The 16666-nt window shown below is 42.0% G+C and carries 28 protein-coding genes; all 28 read right to left on the bottom strand.

Annotation, left to right across the window (positions count from 1 at the left end; all coding sequences use genetic code 11):
* Nucleotides 1-44 precede the first annotated feature (44 nt).
* The 28 genes from secY to NST24_RS00700 all read right to left on the bottom strand — a co-directional run bounded on the left by secY (nucleotide 45) and on the right by NST24_RS00700 (nucleotide 16598).
* On the bottom strand, nucleotides 45-1337 hold the full coding sequence (gene secY / locus NST24_RS00835) for a preprotein translocase subunit SecY (RefSeq protein ID WP_007496334.1): 1293 nt from the start codon (nucleotides 1335-1337) through the stop codon (nucleotides 45-47).
* A gap of 1 nt (nucleotide 1338) precedes the next feature.
* A complete protein-coding gene (gene rplO, locus NST24_RS00830; RefSeq protein ID WP_003216888.1) occupies nucleotides 1339-1779 on the bottom strand; it encodes a 50S ribosomal protein L15 in 441 nt (146 codons plus the stop codon).
* A gap of 30 nt (nucleotides 1780-1809) precedes the next feature.
* A complete protein-coding gene (rpmD, locus tag NST24_RS00825; RefSeq protein ID WP_003217067.1) occupies nucleotides 1810-1992 on the bottom strand; it encodes a 50S ribosomal protein L30 in 183 nt (60 codons plus the stop codon).
* A gap of 13 nt (nucleotides 1993-2005) precedes the next feature.
* Complete coding sequence (gene rpsE / locus NST24_RS00820) at nucleotides 2006-2506, bottom strand: 30S ribosomal protein S5 (RefSeq protein WP_007496332.1); 501 nt, start codon at nucleotides 2504-2506, stop codon at nucleotides 2006-2008.
* 24 nt (nucleotides 2507-2530) lie between these two features.
* Nucleotides 2531-2893, bottom strand: a complete 363-nt coding sequence (gene rplR, locus NST24_RS00815) for a 50S ribosomal protein L18 (protein ID WP_003216951.1) — start codon at nucleotides 2891-2893, stop codon at nucleotides 2531-2533.
* A 32-nt stretch (nucleotides 2894-2925) separates the two neighbouring features.
* Nucleotides 2926-3462: a 50S ribosomal protein L6 gene (gene rplF / locus NST24_RS00810; RefSeq protein ID WP_008345395.1), complete on the bottom strand. Its 537-nt coding sequence runs from the start codon at nucleotides 3460-3462 to the stop codon at nucleotides 2926-2928.
* Nucleotides 3463-3493: 31 nt separating this feature from the next.
* A complete protein-coding gene (rpsH, locus tag NST24_RS00805) occupies nucleotides 3494-3892 on the bottom strand; it encodes a 30S ribosomal protein S8 (RefSeq protein ID WP_007496327.1) in 399 nt (132 codons plus the stop codon).
* A 31-nt stretch (nucleotides 3893-3923) separates the two neighbouring features.
* Nucleotides 3924-4109 (bottom strand): 30S ribosomal protein S14, encoded by a 186-nt coding sequence (gene rpsN, locus NST24_RS00800; RefSeq protein ID WP_008356542.1) that lies wholly within the window; start codon nucleotides 4107-4109, stop codon nucleotides 3924-3926.
* A 22-nt stretch (nucleotides 4110-4131) separates the two neighbouring features.
* Complete coding sequence (rplE, locus tag NST24_RS00795; RefSeq protein ID WP_003217159.1) at nucleotides 4132-4671, bottom strand: 50S ribosomal protein L5; 540 nt, start codon at nucleotides 4669-4671, stop codon at nucleotides 4132-4134.
* Nucleotides 4672-4696: 25 nt separating this feature from the next.
* A complete protein-coding gene (gene rplX, locus NST24_RS00790; protein WP_007496325.1) occupies nucleotides 4697-5008 on the bottom strand; it encodes a 50S ribosomal protein L24 in 312 nt (103 codons plus the stop codon).
* A 35-nt stretch (nucleotides 5009-5043) separates the two neighbouring features.
* Nucleotides 5044-5412, bottom strand: coding sequence for a 50S ribosomal protein L14 (gene rplN / locus NST24_RS00785; protein WP_003216882.1), 369 nt, complete (start codon nucleotides 5410-5412; stop codon nucleotides 5044-5046).
* Between the two features lie 39 nt (nucleotides 5413-5451).
* Nucleotides 5452-5715, bottom strand: coding sequence for a 30S ribosomal protein S17 (gene rpsQ / locus NST24_RS00780; RefSeq protein WP_003216906.1), 264 nt, complete (start codon nucleotides 5713-5715; stop codon nucleotides 5452-5454).
* Nucleotides 5716-5740: 25 nt separating this feature from the next.
* Entirely contained in the window at nucleotides 5741-5941 is a 201-nt protein-coding gene (rpmC, locus tag NST24_RS00775; RefSeq protein ID WP_003217155.1) for a 50S ribosomal protein L29, read from the bottom strand.
* The gene (rplP, locus tag NST24_RS00770; protein ID WP_003225801.1) at nucleotides 5931-6365 is read right to left on the bottom strand and encodes a 50S ribosomal protein L16; all 435 of its coding nucleotides are present in this window, start codon (nucleotides 6363-6365) and stop codon (nucleotides 5931-5933) included. The genes rpmC and rplP overlap by 11 nt, the downstream gene beginning before the upstream one ends.
* A 1-nt stretch (nucleotide 6366) precedes the next feature.
* The gene (gene rpsC, locus NST24_RS00765; RefSeq protein WP_003217241.1) at nucleotides 6367-7023 is read right to left on the bottom strand and encodes a 30S ribosomal protein S3; all 657 of its coding nucleotides are present in this window, start codon (nucleotides 7021-7023) and stop codon (nucleotides 6367-6369) included.
* 3 nt (nucleotides 7024-7026) lie between these two features.
* On the bottom strand, nucleotides 7027-7368 hold the full coding sequence (gene rplV / locus NST24_RS00760; protein ID WP_007496316.1) for a 50S ribosomal protein L22: 342 nt from the start codon (nucleotides 7366-7368) through the stop codon (nucleotides 7027-7029).
* Nucleotides 7369-7385: 17 nt separating this feature from the next.
* Entirely contained in the window at nucleotides 7386-7664 is a 279-nt protein-coding gene (rpsS, locus tag NST24_RS00755) for a 30S ribosomal protein S19 (RefSeq protein ID WP_003216920.1), read from the bottom strand.
* Between the two features lie 57 nt (nucleotides 7665-7721).
* The gene (rplB, locus tag NST24_RS00750) at nucleotides 7722-8555 is read right to left on the bottom strand and encodes a 50S ribosomal protein L2 (protein WP_007496314.1); all 834 of its coding nucleotides are present in this window, start codon (nucleotides 8553-8555) and stop codon (nucleotides 7722-7724) included.
* 28 nt (nucleotides 8556-8583) lie between these two features.
* On the bottom strand, nucleotides 8584-8871 hold the full coding sequence (gene rplW / locus NST24_RS00745; RefSeq protein WP_003217016.1) for a 50S ribosomal protein L23: 288 nt from the start codon (nucleotides 8869-8871) through the stop codon (nucleotides 8584-8586).
* Complete coding sequence (gene rplD / locus NST24_RS00740) at nucleotides 8871-9494, bottom strand: 50S ribosomal protein L4 (protein ID WP_007496312.1); 624 nt, start codon at nucleotides 9492-9494, stop codon at nucleotides 8871-8873. Before rplD ends, rplW begins: the two co-directional genes overlap by 1 nt.
* Nucleotides 9495-9521: 27 nt before the next feature.
* Complete coding sequence (rplC, locus tag NST24_RS00735; RefSeq protein WP_007496311.1) at nucleotides 9522-10151, bottom strand: 50S ribosomal protein L3; 630 nt, start codon at nucleotides 10149-10151, stop codon at nucleotides 9522-9524.
* A 37-nt stretch (nucleotides 10152-10188) separates the two neighbouring features.
* Nucleotides 10189-10497, bottom strand: a complete 309-nt coding sequence (rpsJ, locus tag NST24_RS00730; RefSeq protein WP_003156464.1) for a 30S ribosomal protein S10 — start codon at nucleotides 10495-10497, stop codon at nucleotides 10189-10191.
* A 218-nt stretch (nucleotides 10498-10715) separates the two neighbouring features.
* On the bottom strand, nucleotides 10716-11675 hold the full coding sequence (locus NST24_RS00725; protein WP_342462172.1) for an alpha/beta hydrolase: 960 nt from the start codon (nucleotides 11673-11675) through the stop codon (nucleotides 10716-10718).
* A 108-nt stretch (nucleotides 11676-11783) separates the two neighbouring features.
* Nucleotides 11784-12974 carry an elongation factor Tu gene (gene tuf / locus NST24_RS00720; RefSeq protein ID WP_007496302.1) on the bottom strand — a complete coding sequence of 397 codons (1191 nt, stop codon included), beginning with the start codon at nucleotides 12972-12974 and terminating at the stop codon, nucleotides 11784-11786.
* Between the two features lie 117 nt (nucleotides 12975-13091).
* On the bottom strand, nucleotides 13092-15170 hold the full coding sequence (gene fusA, locus NST24_RS00715) for an elongation factor G (RefSeq protein WP_007496301.1): 2079 nt from the start codon (nucleotides 15168-15170) through the stop codon (nucleotides 13092-13094).
* 54 nt (nucleotides 15171-15224) lie between these two features.
* Nucleotides 15225-15695, bottom strand: a complete 471-nt coding sequence (rpsG, locus tag NST24_RS00710; RefSeq protein ID WP_003216884.1) for a 30S ribosomal protein S7 — start codon at nucleotides 15693-15695, stop codon at nucleotides 15225-15227.
* 121 nt (nucleotides 15696-15816) lie between these two features.
* Nucleotides 15817-16236: a 30S ribosomal protein S12 gene (rpsL, locus tag NST24_RS00705; RefSeq protein WP_003216962.1), complete on the bottom strand. Its 420-nt coding sequence runs from the start codon at nucleotides 16234-16236 to the stop codon at nucleotides 15817-15819.
* A gap of 113 nt (nucleotides 16237-16349) precedes the next feature.
* Entirely contained in the window at nucleotides 16350-16598 is a 249-nt protein-coding gene (locus NST24_RS00700; protein ID WP_008345416.1) for a 50S ribosomal protein L7ae-like protein, read from the bottom strand.
* Between the last annotated feature and the right edge of the window lie 68 nt (nucleotides 16599-16666).

Here is a 16666-nt window from a genome sequence, read left to right as displayed (position 1 = left end):
CCTTCCTTACTTAGAGAGGTTGGGCAGGAGCCCAGCCCTCTGTTTTATTTCATAAATCCACGGTAGTTTCGTTTCACTAATTGGCTTTCAAGCTGTTTCATTGTTTCAAGTGCAACACCTACAACAATGAGAAGACTTGTGCCGCCAATTTGTGCAGCGGAAGGTAATCCAGCGAATTGAATGAAAAAGATAGGAAGTATTGAAATCACGGCTAAGAAAATGGCGCCCACAAACGTGAGTCGGTACAAAATGCTCGTAATTCTATCTTGAGTCATTTTCCCTGGACGAACTCCCGGGATATAGCCACCCTGCTTTTGCAGATTTTCAGCCATTTGTTCAGGGTTTACTTGGACAAAGGCATAAAAATATGTGAAAGCAACAATCAGTGCTACATAAATCGTCATACCGATTGGCTTAGTATAGTCAAAGTTGTTAGTTATCCAGGTTGTCACATTATTTGTTCCGAAGAACGATGCGATCGTCTGCGGAGTAATAATGAACGAAACGGCAAAGATGACTGGAATCACCCCTGCTGGATTCACTTTCAATGGAAGGTGCGTTGCTTGACTAGCAGACATTTGTGCACGGCCAGTTCCTTTTGAATATTGAATCGCAATCTTTCTCACTGCCATTTGAATGTAAATAACACCGATAACAATGACAAGAATAGCAATCACAATAAGGGCAATTTTCAGGATTTGCATGAACAGCTGTCCATCTCCACCTACAAATTGCTGAGCGTACACTTGCTTTAATGTTTGAGGGATACCTGCGATGATACCGGCAAAGATAATAATCGAAATACCGTTACCAACACCGTGAGCAGTAATCTGCTCTCCCAGCCACATTAAAAATGCTGTTCCCGCAGTGAGTACGACCGCAATTAAGAGATACGTTGAAACACCTGGGTTTTCAATCAGCATGCCTCCTGCCATATTGTTAAATCCATATGACATTCCTAACGCCTGGATAAATCCTAGAACAATTGTAAAATACCTTGTGAATTGTGCTAATTTTCGGCGGCCAACCTCTCCTTGCTTTGACCACTCAGTAAACTTCGGTACAACATCCATCTGCAAGAGCTGGATGATGATCGAAGCAGTGATATACGGCATAATCCCCATTGCAAGAATGGAGAATTGGAAAAGTGCCCCGCCCCCAAACGTGTTGAGGATTCCGAAAACACTCATTTGATCCTGTGCCTGGAGAACTTCAGCGTTCACATTAGGCACAGGGATGAAAGCACCTATACGAAAGACGACTAACATTAAAAGTGTAAATATAATCTTATTCCGTATATCTTTCACGCGCATAAAATTGGAGATTGTCTTAAACAAGTTAGATCACCTCGGCTGTACCGCCAGCAGCTTCAATCGCTTCTTTAGCAGAAGCAGAGAATTTATTGGCTTTTACAGTTAATTTTTTTTCTAATTTACCGTTGCCAAGAATTTTTACTCCTGCTTTTAACTTGCTTATTGCACCAGTCTCTAGAAGAAGTTCAGGAGTGACTTCCGTTCCTTCGTCAAAACTGTTTAATCTGTCTAAGTTGATTACCGCGTAATCTTTACGGTTGATGTTTGTAAAACCACGTTTTGGAAGGCGTTGGAATAAAGGCATTTGACCACCTTCGAATCCAGGGCGTACACCGCCGCCAGAACGAGCGTTTTGACCTTTATGACCTTTACCAGAAGTTTTACCGTTACCTGATCCAATACCACGACCAACACGGTTGCGTACTTTACGTGAACCTTCTGAAGGCTTCAATTCATGAAGTTTCATTTGGGCACCTCCTTATCGATTAAAAATGTTTTATTGTTCTTTAACAGAAACTAAATGAGACACCTTGTTAATCATGCCGCGGATCGCTGCATTGTCTTCATGTACGACTGTTTGGTTTGTTTTCTTTAGACCAAGAGTACGAACAGTGACACGCTGATCTTCCGGGCGACCGATTACACTGCGTTTGAGGGTAATTTCTAATTTATTTGCCATTATTGTTCCCTCCTTATCCTAACAGGTCTTCTACAGATTTTCCACGAAGCTTCGCTACATCTTCAGCACGTTTAAGTTCACTTAAACCTTGAAGTGTTGCGCGGATCATGTTGATCGGTGTATTAGAACCTAGAGATTTAGAAAGGATATCAGCTAGACCAGCAAGCTCAAGTACCGCACGCACTGGGCCTCCAGCGATAACTCCTGTACCTTCTGAAGCAGGCTTCAATAGAACGTTTCCTGCACCGAATCGACCGATGATTTCATGTGGAATTGTAGTTCCAACCATTGGTACTTCAATTAAATTCTTTTTCGCGTCTTCAACAGCTTTGCGGATCGCTTCTGGTACTTCTTGTGCTTTACCAGTACCGAATCCTACATGACCGTTTTTGTCACCGACAACAACTAAAGCTGCAAAACGGAAACGACGTCCACCTTTAACAACTTTCGCTACCCGGTTAACCGTAACTAAGCGTTCTTCTAACTCTAATTTGCTTGGGTCAATACGACTCATTCGGATGTGTCCCTCCTTCTTTTATTAAAATTTAAGTCCAGCCTCACGAGCAGCTTCAGCTAGAGCTTTTACACGTCCATGATATAAGTATCCTCCGCGGTCAAATACCACGTTAGAGATGCCTTTTTCAACAGCACGTTTTGCAACAAGTTCGCCAACTTTAGTAGCAGCTGCAGCGTCAGAACTATTCTCGATCTTTAACTCTTTATCAAGAGTAGAAGCACTTACAAGTGTTACACCGTTAACATCATCAATTACTTGAGCGTAGATGTTCTTGTTAGAACGGAAAACGTTAAGGCGAGGTCTTTCAGCAGTACCTGAAAGTTTCGCACGAACACGAGCGTGTCTTTTAAGACGAGTAGCGTTTTTGCTAGTTTTCGTAATCATCCGAGTCACTCCTTTCTTCACATTAAGCGATCTTACTTACCAGTTTTTCCTTCTTTACGGCGAACGAATTCACCTTCGTAACGAATTCCTTTACCTTTGTAAGGCTCTGGAGCACGGACAGCGCGGATGTTAGAAGCTAGAGCTCCTACACGCTCTTTATCGATACCTTTAACGATTACTTTCGTTTGAGATGGAACTTCTACTTCTACTCCAGCCTCAGGAACGATTTCAACTGGGTGAGAGTATCCAACGTTAAGAACAAGTTTGTTTCCAGATTTAGCTGCACGGTAACCGACACCGATTAGTTCTAAACCTCTTTCGAAACCTTTAGATACACCTTCAACCATGTTTGCAATTAAGCTACGTGTTGTACCATGTAATGCACGGTGTTCTTTATTTTCAGACGGACGGCTTACAGTTAAGACGTTGTCCTCAATTTTAATTTCCATATCAGGGTGAAATGCACGAGTTAGTTCACCTTTTGGTCCCTTTACTGTCACTGTGTTATCGTTGTTTGTCACAGTTACTCCTGAAGGGATCTCGATTAGCTTTTTACCTATACGAGACATACCAAGCACCTCCATTCATCTTAAACTTTTTTTACCATACGTAAGCAAGTACTTCTCCACCAGCTTGTTTAGCACGGGCTTCTTTGTCCGATAAAACACCTTGTGATGTAGAAATAATTGCGATTCCAAGTCCGTTAAGTACACGTGGTACTTCATTTGATTTCGCATATACGCGTAAACCAGGTTTACTGATTCTTTTAAGACCAGTGATAACACGTTCGTTGTTTTGGCCGTATTTAAGGAACAAACGGATAATTCCTTGTTTGCTGTCTTCGACGTACTCAACGTCACGGATAAAACCTTCACGCTTTAAAATTTCAGCAATTTCTCTTTTGATTTTTGAAGCCGGTACTTCTAGCTTCTCATGACGTACCATGTTCGCATTGCGAATACGAGTCAGCAAATCTGCAATCGGATCTGTCATAACCATTATTTAATAACCTCCTTCCCATTTATGGGGATTACCAGCTGGCTTTTTTAACGCCAGGAATTTGTCCTTTATATGCAAGTTCGCGGAAACAAATACGGCAAAGTTTAAACTTGCGAATTACTGAATGTGGACGTCCACAACGTTCGCAGCGCGTATACTCTTGAACTTTAAACTTTTGTTTGCGTTGTTGTTTCGCAATCATAGACTTTTTAGCCACGATTTCGCCTCCCTTTCATTGATTATTTCTGGAACGGCATACCTACTTGAGTTAATAACTCACGTGCTTCTTCATCCGTGTTGGCAGTCGTAACGATAACGATATCCATACCGCGGACTTTTGTTACTTTATCGTAATCAATTTCTGGGAAGATTAACTGTTCTTTAATACCAAGCGTGTAGTTTCCACGACCGTCGAAAGATTTCTTAGAAATCCCGCGGAAGTCACGTACACGTGGTAAAGATACAGAAATAAGTTTATCAAGGAAATCGTACATGCGCTCTCCGCGAAGTGTTACTTTCGCACCGATTGGCATTCCTTCACGTAGACGGAATCCAGCAATAGACTTCTTCGCACGAGTAACGACAGGTTTTTGACCAGCGATAAACGTTAATTCTTCAACAGCAGTATCGATTGCTTTAGCGTTTTGAACGGCGTCACCAACACCCATGTTGATCACGATTTTTTCGATTTTTGGCACTTGCATTACTGATTTGTATTCAAACTTAGAAACTAATGCAGGTGTAATTTCTTTTACATACTTTTCTTTAAGGCGGTTCATGAGAAAGACCTCCCTTCCTTATTTACTATTTATCTAGAACTTGCCCAGATTTTTTCGCTACACGGACTTTCTTTCCGTCCTCAACTTTATATCCAATACGTGTCACTTCACCCGTTTTAGGATCAAGCGGCATTACGTTTGATACGTGGATCGGCGCTTCTTGTTCAGAAATTCCGCCTTGAGGGTTAGCTTGGGTTGGTTTAGAGTGTTTTTTCACAAGGTTAATACCTTCTACTAAAACACGGTCCTTTTTAGGGAAAGCAGCAAGGATGACACCTTGTTTACCTTTATCTTTACCAGAGATAACCACTACTTTATCGCCCTTTTTAACATGCATTTAATCGCACCTCCTTGAGTCGCGGATTGTATTCATTAAAGTACTTCTGGTGCTAAAGAAACAATTTTCATATAGTTGTTTTCACGAAGTTCACGTGCTACTGGTCCGAAGATACGAGTTCCACGTGGGCTCTTGTCGTCACGGATGATGACACATGCATTTTCATCAAAACTGATGTAAGATCCATCGTTTCTGCGAGCTCCGCTCTTAGTACGAACGATAACTGCTTTCACAACTTCACCTTTTTTGACAACGCCTCCTGGTGTTGCTTGTTTAACCGTACAAACAATGACATCACCGATGTTAGCCGTTTTACGTCCAGAGCCACCAAGAACTTTAATCGTTAGTACTTCGCGTGCGCCAGAGTTGTCAGCTACTTTTAAACGAGTCTCCTGTTGAATCATTAATGTTACCTCCCTTCGGAAAAAGAAATCCGAACTTTATTAGATAATAACAGCTTCTTCGACAACTTCAACTAGACGAAAGCGTTTAGTCGCAGATAATGGACGAGTTTCCATGACCTTTACGATGTCTCCGATTTTTGCTTGGTTGTTTTCATCATGTGCTTTGAACTTTTTAGAGTATCTTACACGTTTGCCATAAAGTGAATGCTTTTTGTATGTTTCAACTACAACAGTGATGGTTTTATCCATTTTGTCAGAAACAACACGACCTTGATACACTTTACGTTGGTTACGTTCGCTCATGTTTGCGGGGCCTCCCCTCTAATTATTATTTATTAGCAGCGATTTCTCTTTGACGAATCACAGTTTTCATGCGTGCGATTGATTTACGCACTTCACGAATGCGAGCAGTGTTTTCAAGCTGCCCAGTCGCTAATTGGAAACGAAGATTGAAAAGTTCTTCTTTAAGAGACTTTACTTTTTGTTCAATTTCAGCAGTGGTAAGGTCACGAATTTCATTAGCTTTCATTTGATTCACCACCAATTTCTTCACGTTTTACGAACTTCGTTTTAATTGGCAATTTGTGAGATGCAAGACGAAGAGCTTCACGAGCAACTTCTTCAGACACACCAGAAATTTCAAATAAAACTTTGCCCGGTTTTACTACAGCTACCCAGCCTTCTGGAGCACCTTTACCGGAACCCATGCGGACCTCTAGAGGTTTAGCAGTGTATGGCTTAGAAGGGAAAATTTTGATCCAAACTTTACCGCCACGTTTCATGTAACGAGTCATAGCAATACGAGCAGCTTCGATTTGACGGTTAGTGATCCAAGAAGCTTCAAGAGCTTGGATACCGAACTCACCGAAATGTACTTCAGTGCCGCCTTTTGCACGACCACGCATTTTTCCACGATGTTCTCTGCGATACTTCACGCGTTTTGGCAATAACATATTATTTTCCTCCTTCCGCAGTATTCTTCTTAGTTGGAAGGACTTCTCCACGATAGATCCATACTTTTACGCCAAGCTTACCATAAGTAGTATCAGCTTCAGCAGTAGCATAGTCGATGTCAGCACGAAGTGTGTGCAATGGAACAGTACCTTCACTGTAATATTCAGAACGAGCAATATCTGCACCGCCAAGACGACCAGAAACCATTGTTTTGATTCCTTGTGCTCCAGCACGCATTGTGCGTTGGATTGTTTGTTTTTGTGCACGACGGAATGAAATACGATTTTCAAGTTGACGAGCGATGTTTTCAGCAACTAGCTGAGCATCAAGATCTGCTCTCTTGATTTCAAGAATGTTGATGTGTACACGTTTGCCAGTTAGGCTGTTAAGAGCTTTACGAAGTGCTTCAACTTCAGATCCGCCTTTACCAATTACCATACCTGGTTTAGCCGTGTGGATTGTGATATTTACGCGGTTTGCAGCACGTTCGATTTCTACTTTAGAAACAGACGCGTCAGACAAACGCTTGCTGATGAATTCACGGATTTTCAAGTCTTCATGTAAGAAGTCAGCGTAATCTTTTCCTGCGAACCATTTAGATTCCCAATCACGAATGACGCCAATACGAAGACCTACTGGATTTACCTTTTGACCCACGGATTATCCCTCCTTCTTTTCTGATACAACGATTGTAATGTGGCTAGTACGTTTGTTAATTGCGCTCGCACGACCCATAGCACGTGGACGGAATCTCTTAAGTGTTGGACCTTCGTCAACGAATGCTTGAGTAATCACTAGGCTGTTAGCGTCCAACTCGTAGTTGTGCTCAGCATTTGCGATAGCAGATTTTAATACTTTTTCAATAATTGGTGAAGCAGCCTTAGGTGTAAGGTTTAAGATAGAAACTGCTTCTCCTACTTGCTTACCTCGGATCAGGTCCATTACTAGACGTGCTTTACGAGGAGCAATACGGACTGTTCTTGCGACAGCTTTAGCTTGCATTTAAAAGCCTCCTCTCATTAGCGTCTTGTTTTTTTATCGTCACTAGCATGACCTTTGTAAGTACGGCTTGGTGCGAATTCGCCCAATTTGTGACCTACCATATCTTCAGAAATGAAAACAGGTACATGTTTGCGTCCGTCATAGACAGCGATTGTGTGACCGATGAATTGTGGGAAAATTGTAGAACGACGAGACCAAGTTTTTACGACTTGCTTTTTGTCAGTTTCATTCAATTTCTCGACTTTAGCCATCAAATGATCATCAACAAATGGTCCTTTTTTTAAGCTGCGAGCCATTGTGGAACCTCCCTTCGTGATTGAACTACGGTCCTAAATGAACCGTAGACAACCCCGTTACTTGTTTTTACGACGACGTACAATGAATTTATCAGACTTGTTGGTTTTCTTACGAGTCTTGAATCCAAGAGTCGGTTTACCCCATGGAGACATTGGTGATTTACGTCCGATTGGAGCGCGTCCTTCACCACCGCCGTGTGGGTGATCGTTAGGGTTCATTACAGAACCACGAACTGTTGGGCGTACGCCTTTCCAGCGAGAACGTCCAGCTTTACCGATGTTGATTAGTTCGTGTTGTTCGTTTCCAACTTGACCGATAGTCGCACGGCAAGCAGAAAGGATCATGCGTACTTCACCAGAGTTCAAACGTACAAGAACGTATTTACCTTCTTTACCTAGAACTTGAGCAGAAGTACCAGCAGAACGAACTAATTGTCCACCTTTACCTGGTTTTAATTCAATGTTATGCACAACTGTACCAACTGGGATGTTGATAAGTGGAAGAGCATTACCTGGTTTGATGTCAGCTTCTGGTCCAGAAGTAACTTCAGTACCAACTTGGATTCCTTTCGGAGCAAGAATGTAACGTTTCTCACCATCTGCATAGTTTACAAGAGCGATGTTCGCTGAACGGTTTGGATCATACTCGATTGTAGCAACGCGTCCAGGTATACCGTCTTTATCACGCTTAAAGTCGATGATACGGTATTGACGTTTGTGACCGCCACCTTGATGACGAACAGTCAATCTACCTTGGTTGTTACGTCCGCCTTTTCTGTGAAGCGGTGCAAGCAACGATTTTTCTGGTTTGTCAGTCGTGATTTCAGCAAAATCTGAAGTAGTCATGCCACGACGACCATTACTGGTTGGTTTATACTTTTTAATCGCCATTTTGAATTTCCCTCCTTCTTTTTAAGATTTACGCTTCAAAAATTTCGATTTCTTTGCTGTCAGCAGTTAATTTCACGATCGCTTTTCTGCGACGGCTAGTCATACCAGTGTAGCGTCCAACGCGTTTTGATTTACCTTTGTAGTTTTGAACGTTGACTTTCTCAACTTTCACTCCAAAGATTTCTTCAACAGCGTCTTTCACTTCTGTCTTGTTAGCTCTGACATCAACTTCGAACGTGTACTTCTTCTCTGTCATTAGATCAGCAGAACGTTCAGTAATGATAGGGCGCTTTAGAACATCACGAGGATCTTTCATTATGCAAGTCCCTCCTCTACTTTTTCAACCGCTGCTTTAGTGATCAGAAGTTTGTCGTGGTTGACAACGTCAAGAACGTTGATACCGTTAGCTTCAACAACTGTTACTCCAGGGATGTTACGAGCAGATAAAGCAACTGTTTCGTTTGCATCCGCAGTGACGATCAACGCTTTCTTCTCAACAGATAACCCTTTAAGGATGCCTGCGAATTCTTTCGTTTTCACTGCATCAAGAGTAAGATCTTCAAGAACGATGATGTTGTTGTCGATTACTTTAGAAGACAATACTGACTTGATAGCCAAGCGGCGAACTTTTTTAGGTAATTTATAAGAATAGCTACGTGGTGTTGGACCGAATACGATACCGCCTCCGCGCCATTGTGGTGAACGGATAGAACCTTGACGAGCACGACCTGTACCCTTCTGTCTCCAAGGTTTACGACCTCCGCCACGTACTTCAGAACGAGTTTTTACTTTGTGAGTTCCTTGACGTAAGGAAGCTCTTTGCATAAGAATAGCATCGAATACTACGCTTTCGTTTGGCTCAATTCCAAACACAGAAGCGTTTAATTCGATTTCACCGTTAGTAGAACCGTTTTGGTTAAATAATGCTACTTTTGGCATGACTTGTTTCCTCCTTTCCTAAGAGAGTTATTTAGTTTTAACTGCACTCTTTACAGTTACTAGAGATTTTTTAGCTCCTGGTACGTTTCCTTTGATCAAAAGAAGATTGCGTTCTGCATCAACTTTAACGATCTCAAGATTTTGGACAGTGATTTGCTCTCCGCCCATACGTCCTGGAAGAAGTTTACCTTTGAATACTCGGTTTGGATCAACAGGTCCCATTGAACCAGGACGACGGTGGTAACGTGAACCGTGAGTCATTGGTCCGCGTGATTGTCCGTGGCGTTTGATAGCCCCTTGGAATCCTTTACCTTTTGATGTTCCTGTTACATCTACGATATCTCCATTTGCGAAAATATCAACTTTGACTTCCTGACCAACTTCATACGCATCTAACTCCACACCGCGTAATTCTTTTACGAAGCGCTTAGGAGCAGTTTCCGCTTTAGCAACGTGGCCTTTCTCTGGTTTGTTAGAAAGCTTCTCACGTTTGTCGTCAAAACCGATTTGGATTGCTTCATAGCCATCCGTGTCAGTAGTCTTCTTCTGAAGAACAACGTTAGCAGCAGCCTCAACAACAGTTACAGGGATAAGATCACCGTTTTCTGCGAATACTTGCGTCATACCAATTTTTCTACCTAAGATTCCTTTGGTCATTCGTCACACCTCCTATAATATGTGTTTTCTATTTGAATTAAAGTTTGATTTCGATATCTACACCGGATGGTAAATCTAAACGCATAAGTGCATCAACTGTTTGCGGAGTTGGATTCACGATGTCGATTAGACGTTTGTGAGTACGCATCTCGAATTGCTCACGAGAATCTTTGTACTTATGCACCGCACGAAGGATTGTGTAAACTGATTTTTCAGTTGGAAGCGGGATTGGACCAGATACACTAGCACCAGAACGCTTAGCCGTTTCAACAATCTTCTCAGCAGATTGATCAAGAATTCTATGATCATATGCTTTTAAACGAATACGAATTTTTTGTTTTGCCATTATTTTCCCTCCTTTTCGCCTACTTACGTTAGACAGTTCTCCGTGAGAAAAACCTGATCACCTTGCCATGGCAAAGCGGCCGGGTGTGTCAGCAACCTCTCACTTCATCGCAGTCAAAGACCAACATGCACTATTGTACCAAATTGGCCTGCGTGTTGCAATAATAAATCGGATAAATTTATGATTTGCACACTTTTCATATTATACAGGGGTTCAGCCTATAAATCAAGCTTTCCCTGAAGATGATGTGTAGCTGTCTTCCTGACGATACGAATAAATTCTTCTGGCTCTTCAATATGCGGAGAATGCGCAGATTCTTTAAAAGTAAACCACTCTTTTATTGGTGCTGTAAGTTGATCAACATATGGTTTTGATACAGCAGCTGGTGTAATCAAGTCATGTTCCCCGATGATAAAGTAGCAGGGTATTAATATAGAAGAAACTCGGTATTGAATGCTTTCGTTCATCAGCTCGTCCCACAGTAAATCCTGGCTATACTTCTGTCCCATAAGGAATTTCCACTTATCTTTTAGCTGATAATGCTTACTAACAAGAAATGCATACAGCATTTGAAAAAGTGGCTTCCACCTATGCGTGAGCCCTACTTTTGCGAACTCTTTGTATAGAGAGAACAAAGCATGAGCAGAGGTGCGTTTCCAAGGGGGTGGTGTCAGCAATCTTAGACACCTAGTGAAGAAATGCTTTCCTTGATATTTTTTTAGAAGAAGTTCGTACGATACAATATCCTCTTTTAATACTTCAACCACCTGACTAATCCCATAATAGGCATGATACAAATCTGGTCGTTTATGTACAGCTTGTATCGCTATTAATGATCCCCATGAATAACCTGCAATGTATATTTTCGTTTGATCATTATAAGAAAGCAGTTTTTCTGTAAGCTCAATCGTATCCTCTACGAATTGCCCAATGGTCATAGAAGACTCAGGAATGTTTTTTTGATAAGACAGTCCTGCACCGCGCTGGTCCCAATGAACAACAGTGAAGTCTTGATCAAGTTCCTTATGAAAGGAATCGATATAACTCATTTGAGCTGAGCCTGGGCCACCGTGTAAAAATAATAAAACAGGTTTTGTTTTTTCTGCTTGATCTTCTTTTATCATAATCCATTGATCAAGACCGCCAATCGGCCACTTTTTCAACATTGTCTTCGCCATTCCAGTGATCCTCTCGGTTCCATTTAGATTCTATAGCTTATAGTAGCCGTTATGCACTGGAAAAGCAAAAAAAGAGACCCTTTTGCAAGGAGTCTCTTTTAACTGTTATTACTTAATGATAGTAGAAACGACGCCAGAACCTACAGTACGTCCACCCTCACGGATAGAGAAACGAGTTCCTTCTTCGATAGCGATAGTAGAGATAAGTTCAACTTCCATCTCAGTGTTATCGCCAGGCATTACCATTTCAGTACCTTCTGGAAGATGTACGATACCAGTTACGTCAGTTGTACGGAAGTAGAACTGCGGACGGTAGTTAGTGAAGAATGGAGTATGACGTCCACCCTCTTCTTTAGAAAGTACATAAACTTCAGCTTTGAAACGGCTATGTGGAGTGATTGTACCTGGTTTAGCAAGTACTTGACCACGTTGGATATCTTCACGAGATACACCACGAAGTAGTGCACCGATGTTGTCACCAGCTTCAGCATAGTCAAGAAGTTTACGGAACATTTCAACACCTGTAACAGTTGTTTTACCGTTTTCTTCTTGAAGACCGATGATTTCAACTTCGTCACCGACTTTAACTTGTCCACGCTCAACACGACCAGTAGCAACTGTTCCACGACCAGTGATTGAGAATACGTCCTCAACTGGCATCATGAATGGCTTCTCAGTGTCACGCTCTGGAGTTGGGATGTACTCATCAACCGCATCCATAAGTTCGAAGATTTTTGCTTCGTAATCAGCATCACCTTCAAGAGCTTTAAGAGCAGAACCTTTGATAACTGGTACATCATCACCAGGGAAGTCATAGTCAGAAAGAAGGTCACGAACTTCCATTTCAACAAGTTCAAGTAACTCTTCATCGTCAACCATGTCACATTTGTTAAGGAATACTACGATGTAAGGAACACCTACGTTACGAGAAAGTAGGATGTGCTCACGTGTTTGTGGCATTGGACCATCAGCAGCAGATACTACTAAGATCGCGCCGTCCATTTGAGCAGCACCAGTGATCATGTTTTTAACATAGTCAGCGTGTCCTGGGCAGTCTACGTGTGCATAGTGACGAGTTTCAGTTTCATACTCAACGTGTGCAGTTGAGATTGTGATTCCACGCTCGCGCTCTTCTGGAGCACCATCGATTTGGTCATAAGCCATAGCTGTACCTTTACCAGATTTCTTATGAAGAACTGTTGAGATAGCAGCAGTTAGAGTTGTTTTACCATGGTCAACGTGTCCAATTGTACCAATGTTAGCATGCGATTTGGAACGGTCGAATTTTTCTTTAGCCATTCTAAAAATCCTCCTTAAAGGTTCATTGTATTTGGTATGAGTGATAGAAAGTGAAGAGTTACCTCCCACTTTCTGATCTTCAATAGTAGTTATACTTTAGTTTAAAGGCAAAATCAATTATTCACCTTTATTTTTTTTGATGATTTCTTCACTGATGCTCTTAGGCACTTCTTCGTAGTGATCCATGTGCATAGTGAAAGTACCGCGTCCTTGTGTGTTAGAACGGAGTGCAGTTGCATATCCGAACATTTCAGAAAGTGGAACCATAGCGCGAACAACTTGAGCGTTACCGCGAGCTTCCATACCTTCTACACGTCCACGACGAGATGTGATATCACCCATGATGTCTCCCATGTATTCTTCTGGGATAACGACTTCTACTTTCATCATTGGCTCAAGTAGAACTGGGTTACATTTGCTGACAGCATTTTTCAATGCCATAGATGCAGCAATTTTAAACGCCATTTCGTTAGAGTCAACATCGTGGTAAGATCCATCGAATAATTTTGCTTTGATGTCGATTAATGGGAATCCAGCTAATACACCATTTTCTAGTGAATCTTCAAGACCTGCTTGAATTGCTGGAATGTATTCACGTGGAACAACCCCACCGACGATTGCATTTGTGAATTCGAAGCCTGCGCCTTCTTCGTTTGGTTCGAATTCGATCCAAACGTGTCCGAACTGACCGCGTCCACCAGACTGACGTACGAATTTACCTTCAACTTTTGCACTAGAACGGAATGTTTCACGGTACGCAACTTGAGGAGCTCCTACGTTAGCTTCAACCTTGAACTCACGCTTCATACGGTCAACAATGATATCAAGGTGAAGCTCACCCATACCAGAGATGATCGTTTGACCAGTTTCAGTGTTTGTTTGTGTACGGAATGTTGGATCCTCTTCAGCTAGTTTAGCTAAAGCGATACCCATTTTATCTTGGTCAGCCTTAGATTTAGGCTCGATAGCTACATCGATAACTGGCTCTGGGAATTCCATAGACTCAAGGATAACAAGATTTTTCTCGTCACAAAGAGTATCACCAGTAGATGTATCTTTAAGACCAACAGCTGCTGCGATATCCCCTGCATATACAGTAGAGATTTCTTCACGGCTGTTTGCGTGCATTTGAAGGATACGTCCAACACGCTCACGCTTGTTCTTAGAAGAGTTCTTCACGTAAGAACCAGAATCAAGTGTTCCAGAGTATACGCGGAAGAAAGTTAGTTTCCCAACATAAGGGTCAGTCATAACTTTAAATGCAAGAGCTGCGAATGGTGCGTCATCAGTAGACTCACGTACAACCTCTTCATTTGTATCTGGCAATGTACCTTTGATTGCAGCAACATCAGTTGGTGCAGGAAGGTAGTCAAGCACAGCGTCAAGTACAAGCTGAACACCTTTGTTTTTGAAAGCAGATCCAACAAGAACTGGGTAGAATTCAACATTCAAAGTTCCTTTACGGATTGCAGCTTTCAATTCAGGAATTGTGATTTCTTCACCCTCAAGGTATTTTTCCATAAGCTCTTCATCAAGCTCAGCGACAGCTTCAATCAAGCTGCTGCGAAGCTCTTCAGCTTTGTCTTTATACTCAGCAGGGATTTCTTGTGCATCAGAGCGAGTTCCAAGGTCATCTTCGTAGAAGTATGCTACGTTTTCTACAAGGTCGATGATTCCTTCGAATTGATCTTCAGCGCCGATCGGCAATTGAATTGCATGAGCGTTCGCTTGAAGACGATCTCTTAATGTGCTTACAGAGTAAAGGAAGTCCGCACCGGTTTTATCCATTTTGTTAACGAATACGATACGAGGTACTCCGTAAGTTGTTGCTTGGCGCCAAACTGTTTCAGTTTGAGGCTCTACACCTGATTGTGCATCAAGAACAGCAACCGCACCATCAAGTACACGCAAAGAACGTTCAACTTCAACAGTGAAGTCTACGTGTCCTGGTGTATCAATGATGTTTACACGGTAACCTTTCCATTGTGCTGTAGTAGCAGCAGAAGTGATTGTAATACCACGTTCTTGCTCCTGCTCCATCCAGTCCATTTGTGAAGCTCCTTCGTGAGTTTCACCAATTTTATGGATACGACCAGTGTAGTACAAGATACGCTCAGTCGTTGTCGTTTTACCGGCATCGATGTGAGCCATGATACCAATATTACGAGTTTTGTCTAAGGAGAACTCTCTTGCCATTGGGTAATTTCTCCTTCCTTATTAGGGAATAGTTTTTTTAGTTTGGTATAAATCCTACCAGCGGTAGTGAGCGAATGCTTTGTTCGCTTCTGCCATTTTGTGTGTATCTTCACGTTTCTTAACAGCAGCACCAGTGTTGTTAGCTGCGTCAAGGATTTCGTTAGCAAGACGCTCTTCCATCGTTTTTTCTCCACGAAGACGAGCGTAGTTTACTAACCAGCGAAGACCTAAAGTCGTACGACGATCTGGGCGAACTTCTACAGGAACTTGGTAGTTAGCTCCACCTACACGACGTGCTTTAACTTCAAGAACTGGCATGATGTTTTTCAAGGCTTGTTCGAAAACCTCCATCGCTTCATTACCAGTACGTTCTTTGATGATATCAAATGACTTGTAGAGAATAGTTTGTGACTTTCCTCTTTTACCGTCGATCATCATTTTGTTGATCAAACGAGATACAAGTTTAGAATTGTAAATTGGATCTGGCAAAACGTCTCTTTTTGCTACAGGACCTTTACGTGGCATCTGAATAGCCTCCCTTCTCTTTTAAAAGGATTTCTATCTGTCTTTCATCTCAATTTCATTGTCAACTGTCTGACTCCACTGATCTGAACTCAACTTCTAAAAACCCTTATGTTTGTTTATATTATTTACTTTGTTTAGGGCGTTTTGTTCCGTATTTAGAACGTCCTTGCATACGACCGTCAACTCCGGCAGTATCAAGCGCACCACGAACGATGTGGTAACGTACACCCGGTAAGTCTTTTACACGTCCGCCACGGATAAGTACTACACTGTGCTCTTGTAGGTTATGTCCGATACCAGGAATGTAAGCTGTTACCTCAATCAGGTTAGACAAACGTACACGAGCATATTTACGTAGTGCTGAGTTTGGTTTTTTCGGTGTCATTGTACCGACACGAGTACAAACCCCGCGCTTCTGTGGAGATGTTACGTTAGTGTGCTCTTTTTTGAAACTGTTGTATCCTTTGTTAAGTGCAGGAGACTTTGAGTTTTCAACTTTACTCACGCGTCCTTTGCGTATTAGCTGATTAATTGTAGGCATGTTGTTATTCCTCCCTTCATTACTTTTTTTATAACCCACATACCCAGGTGGTTCATCAAAAGGCAAAAAACAATGCTTTTGCATTTTAAGCATGCAAAAACAAAACAAGTACGCTATAACATAATGGCAACAGCTGCTGCCCCAACTTCAATTCCGCAGGCCTTGCCGAGCTTTTTCATGGAATCTACCACTAAAATGTCTACACCCTTCTCTTGCGCTAGTTTCATTACACTAGCGGTTAAAGCAGGATCAGCATCTTTCGCTACGACGATTTCCTTCACTGAATCTCGTTTCAGAGCTTTTACTGTTTGCTTCGTACCAATAATAATGGATTGAGCCTGTGATACTTTATCATAAGACATCGAATATCCTCCAAAGTAACAGGTTTTATTTTGAGCACCTTGGTTATATTATCATCATGGCAGAAGGA

The sequence above is a fragment of the Bacillus sp. FSL R5-0286 genome (genome assembly GCF_038593245.1).
Lineage (GTDB): Bacteria > Bacillota > Bacilli > Bacillales > Bacillaceae > Bacillus > Bacillus altitudinis.
The sequence above is the reverse complement of the archived record's forward strand: the minus strand, read 5'-3'. Positions and strand labels throughout refer to the sequence as shown.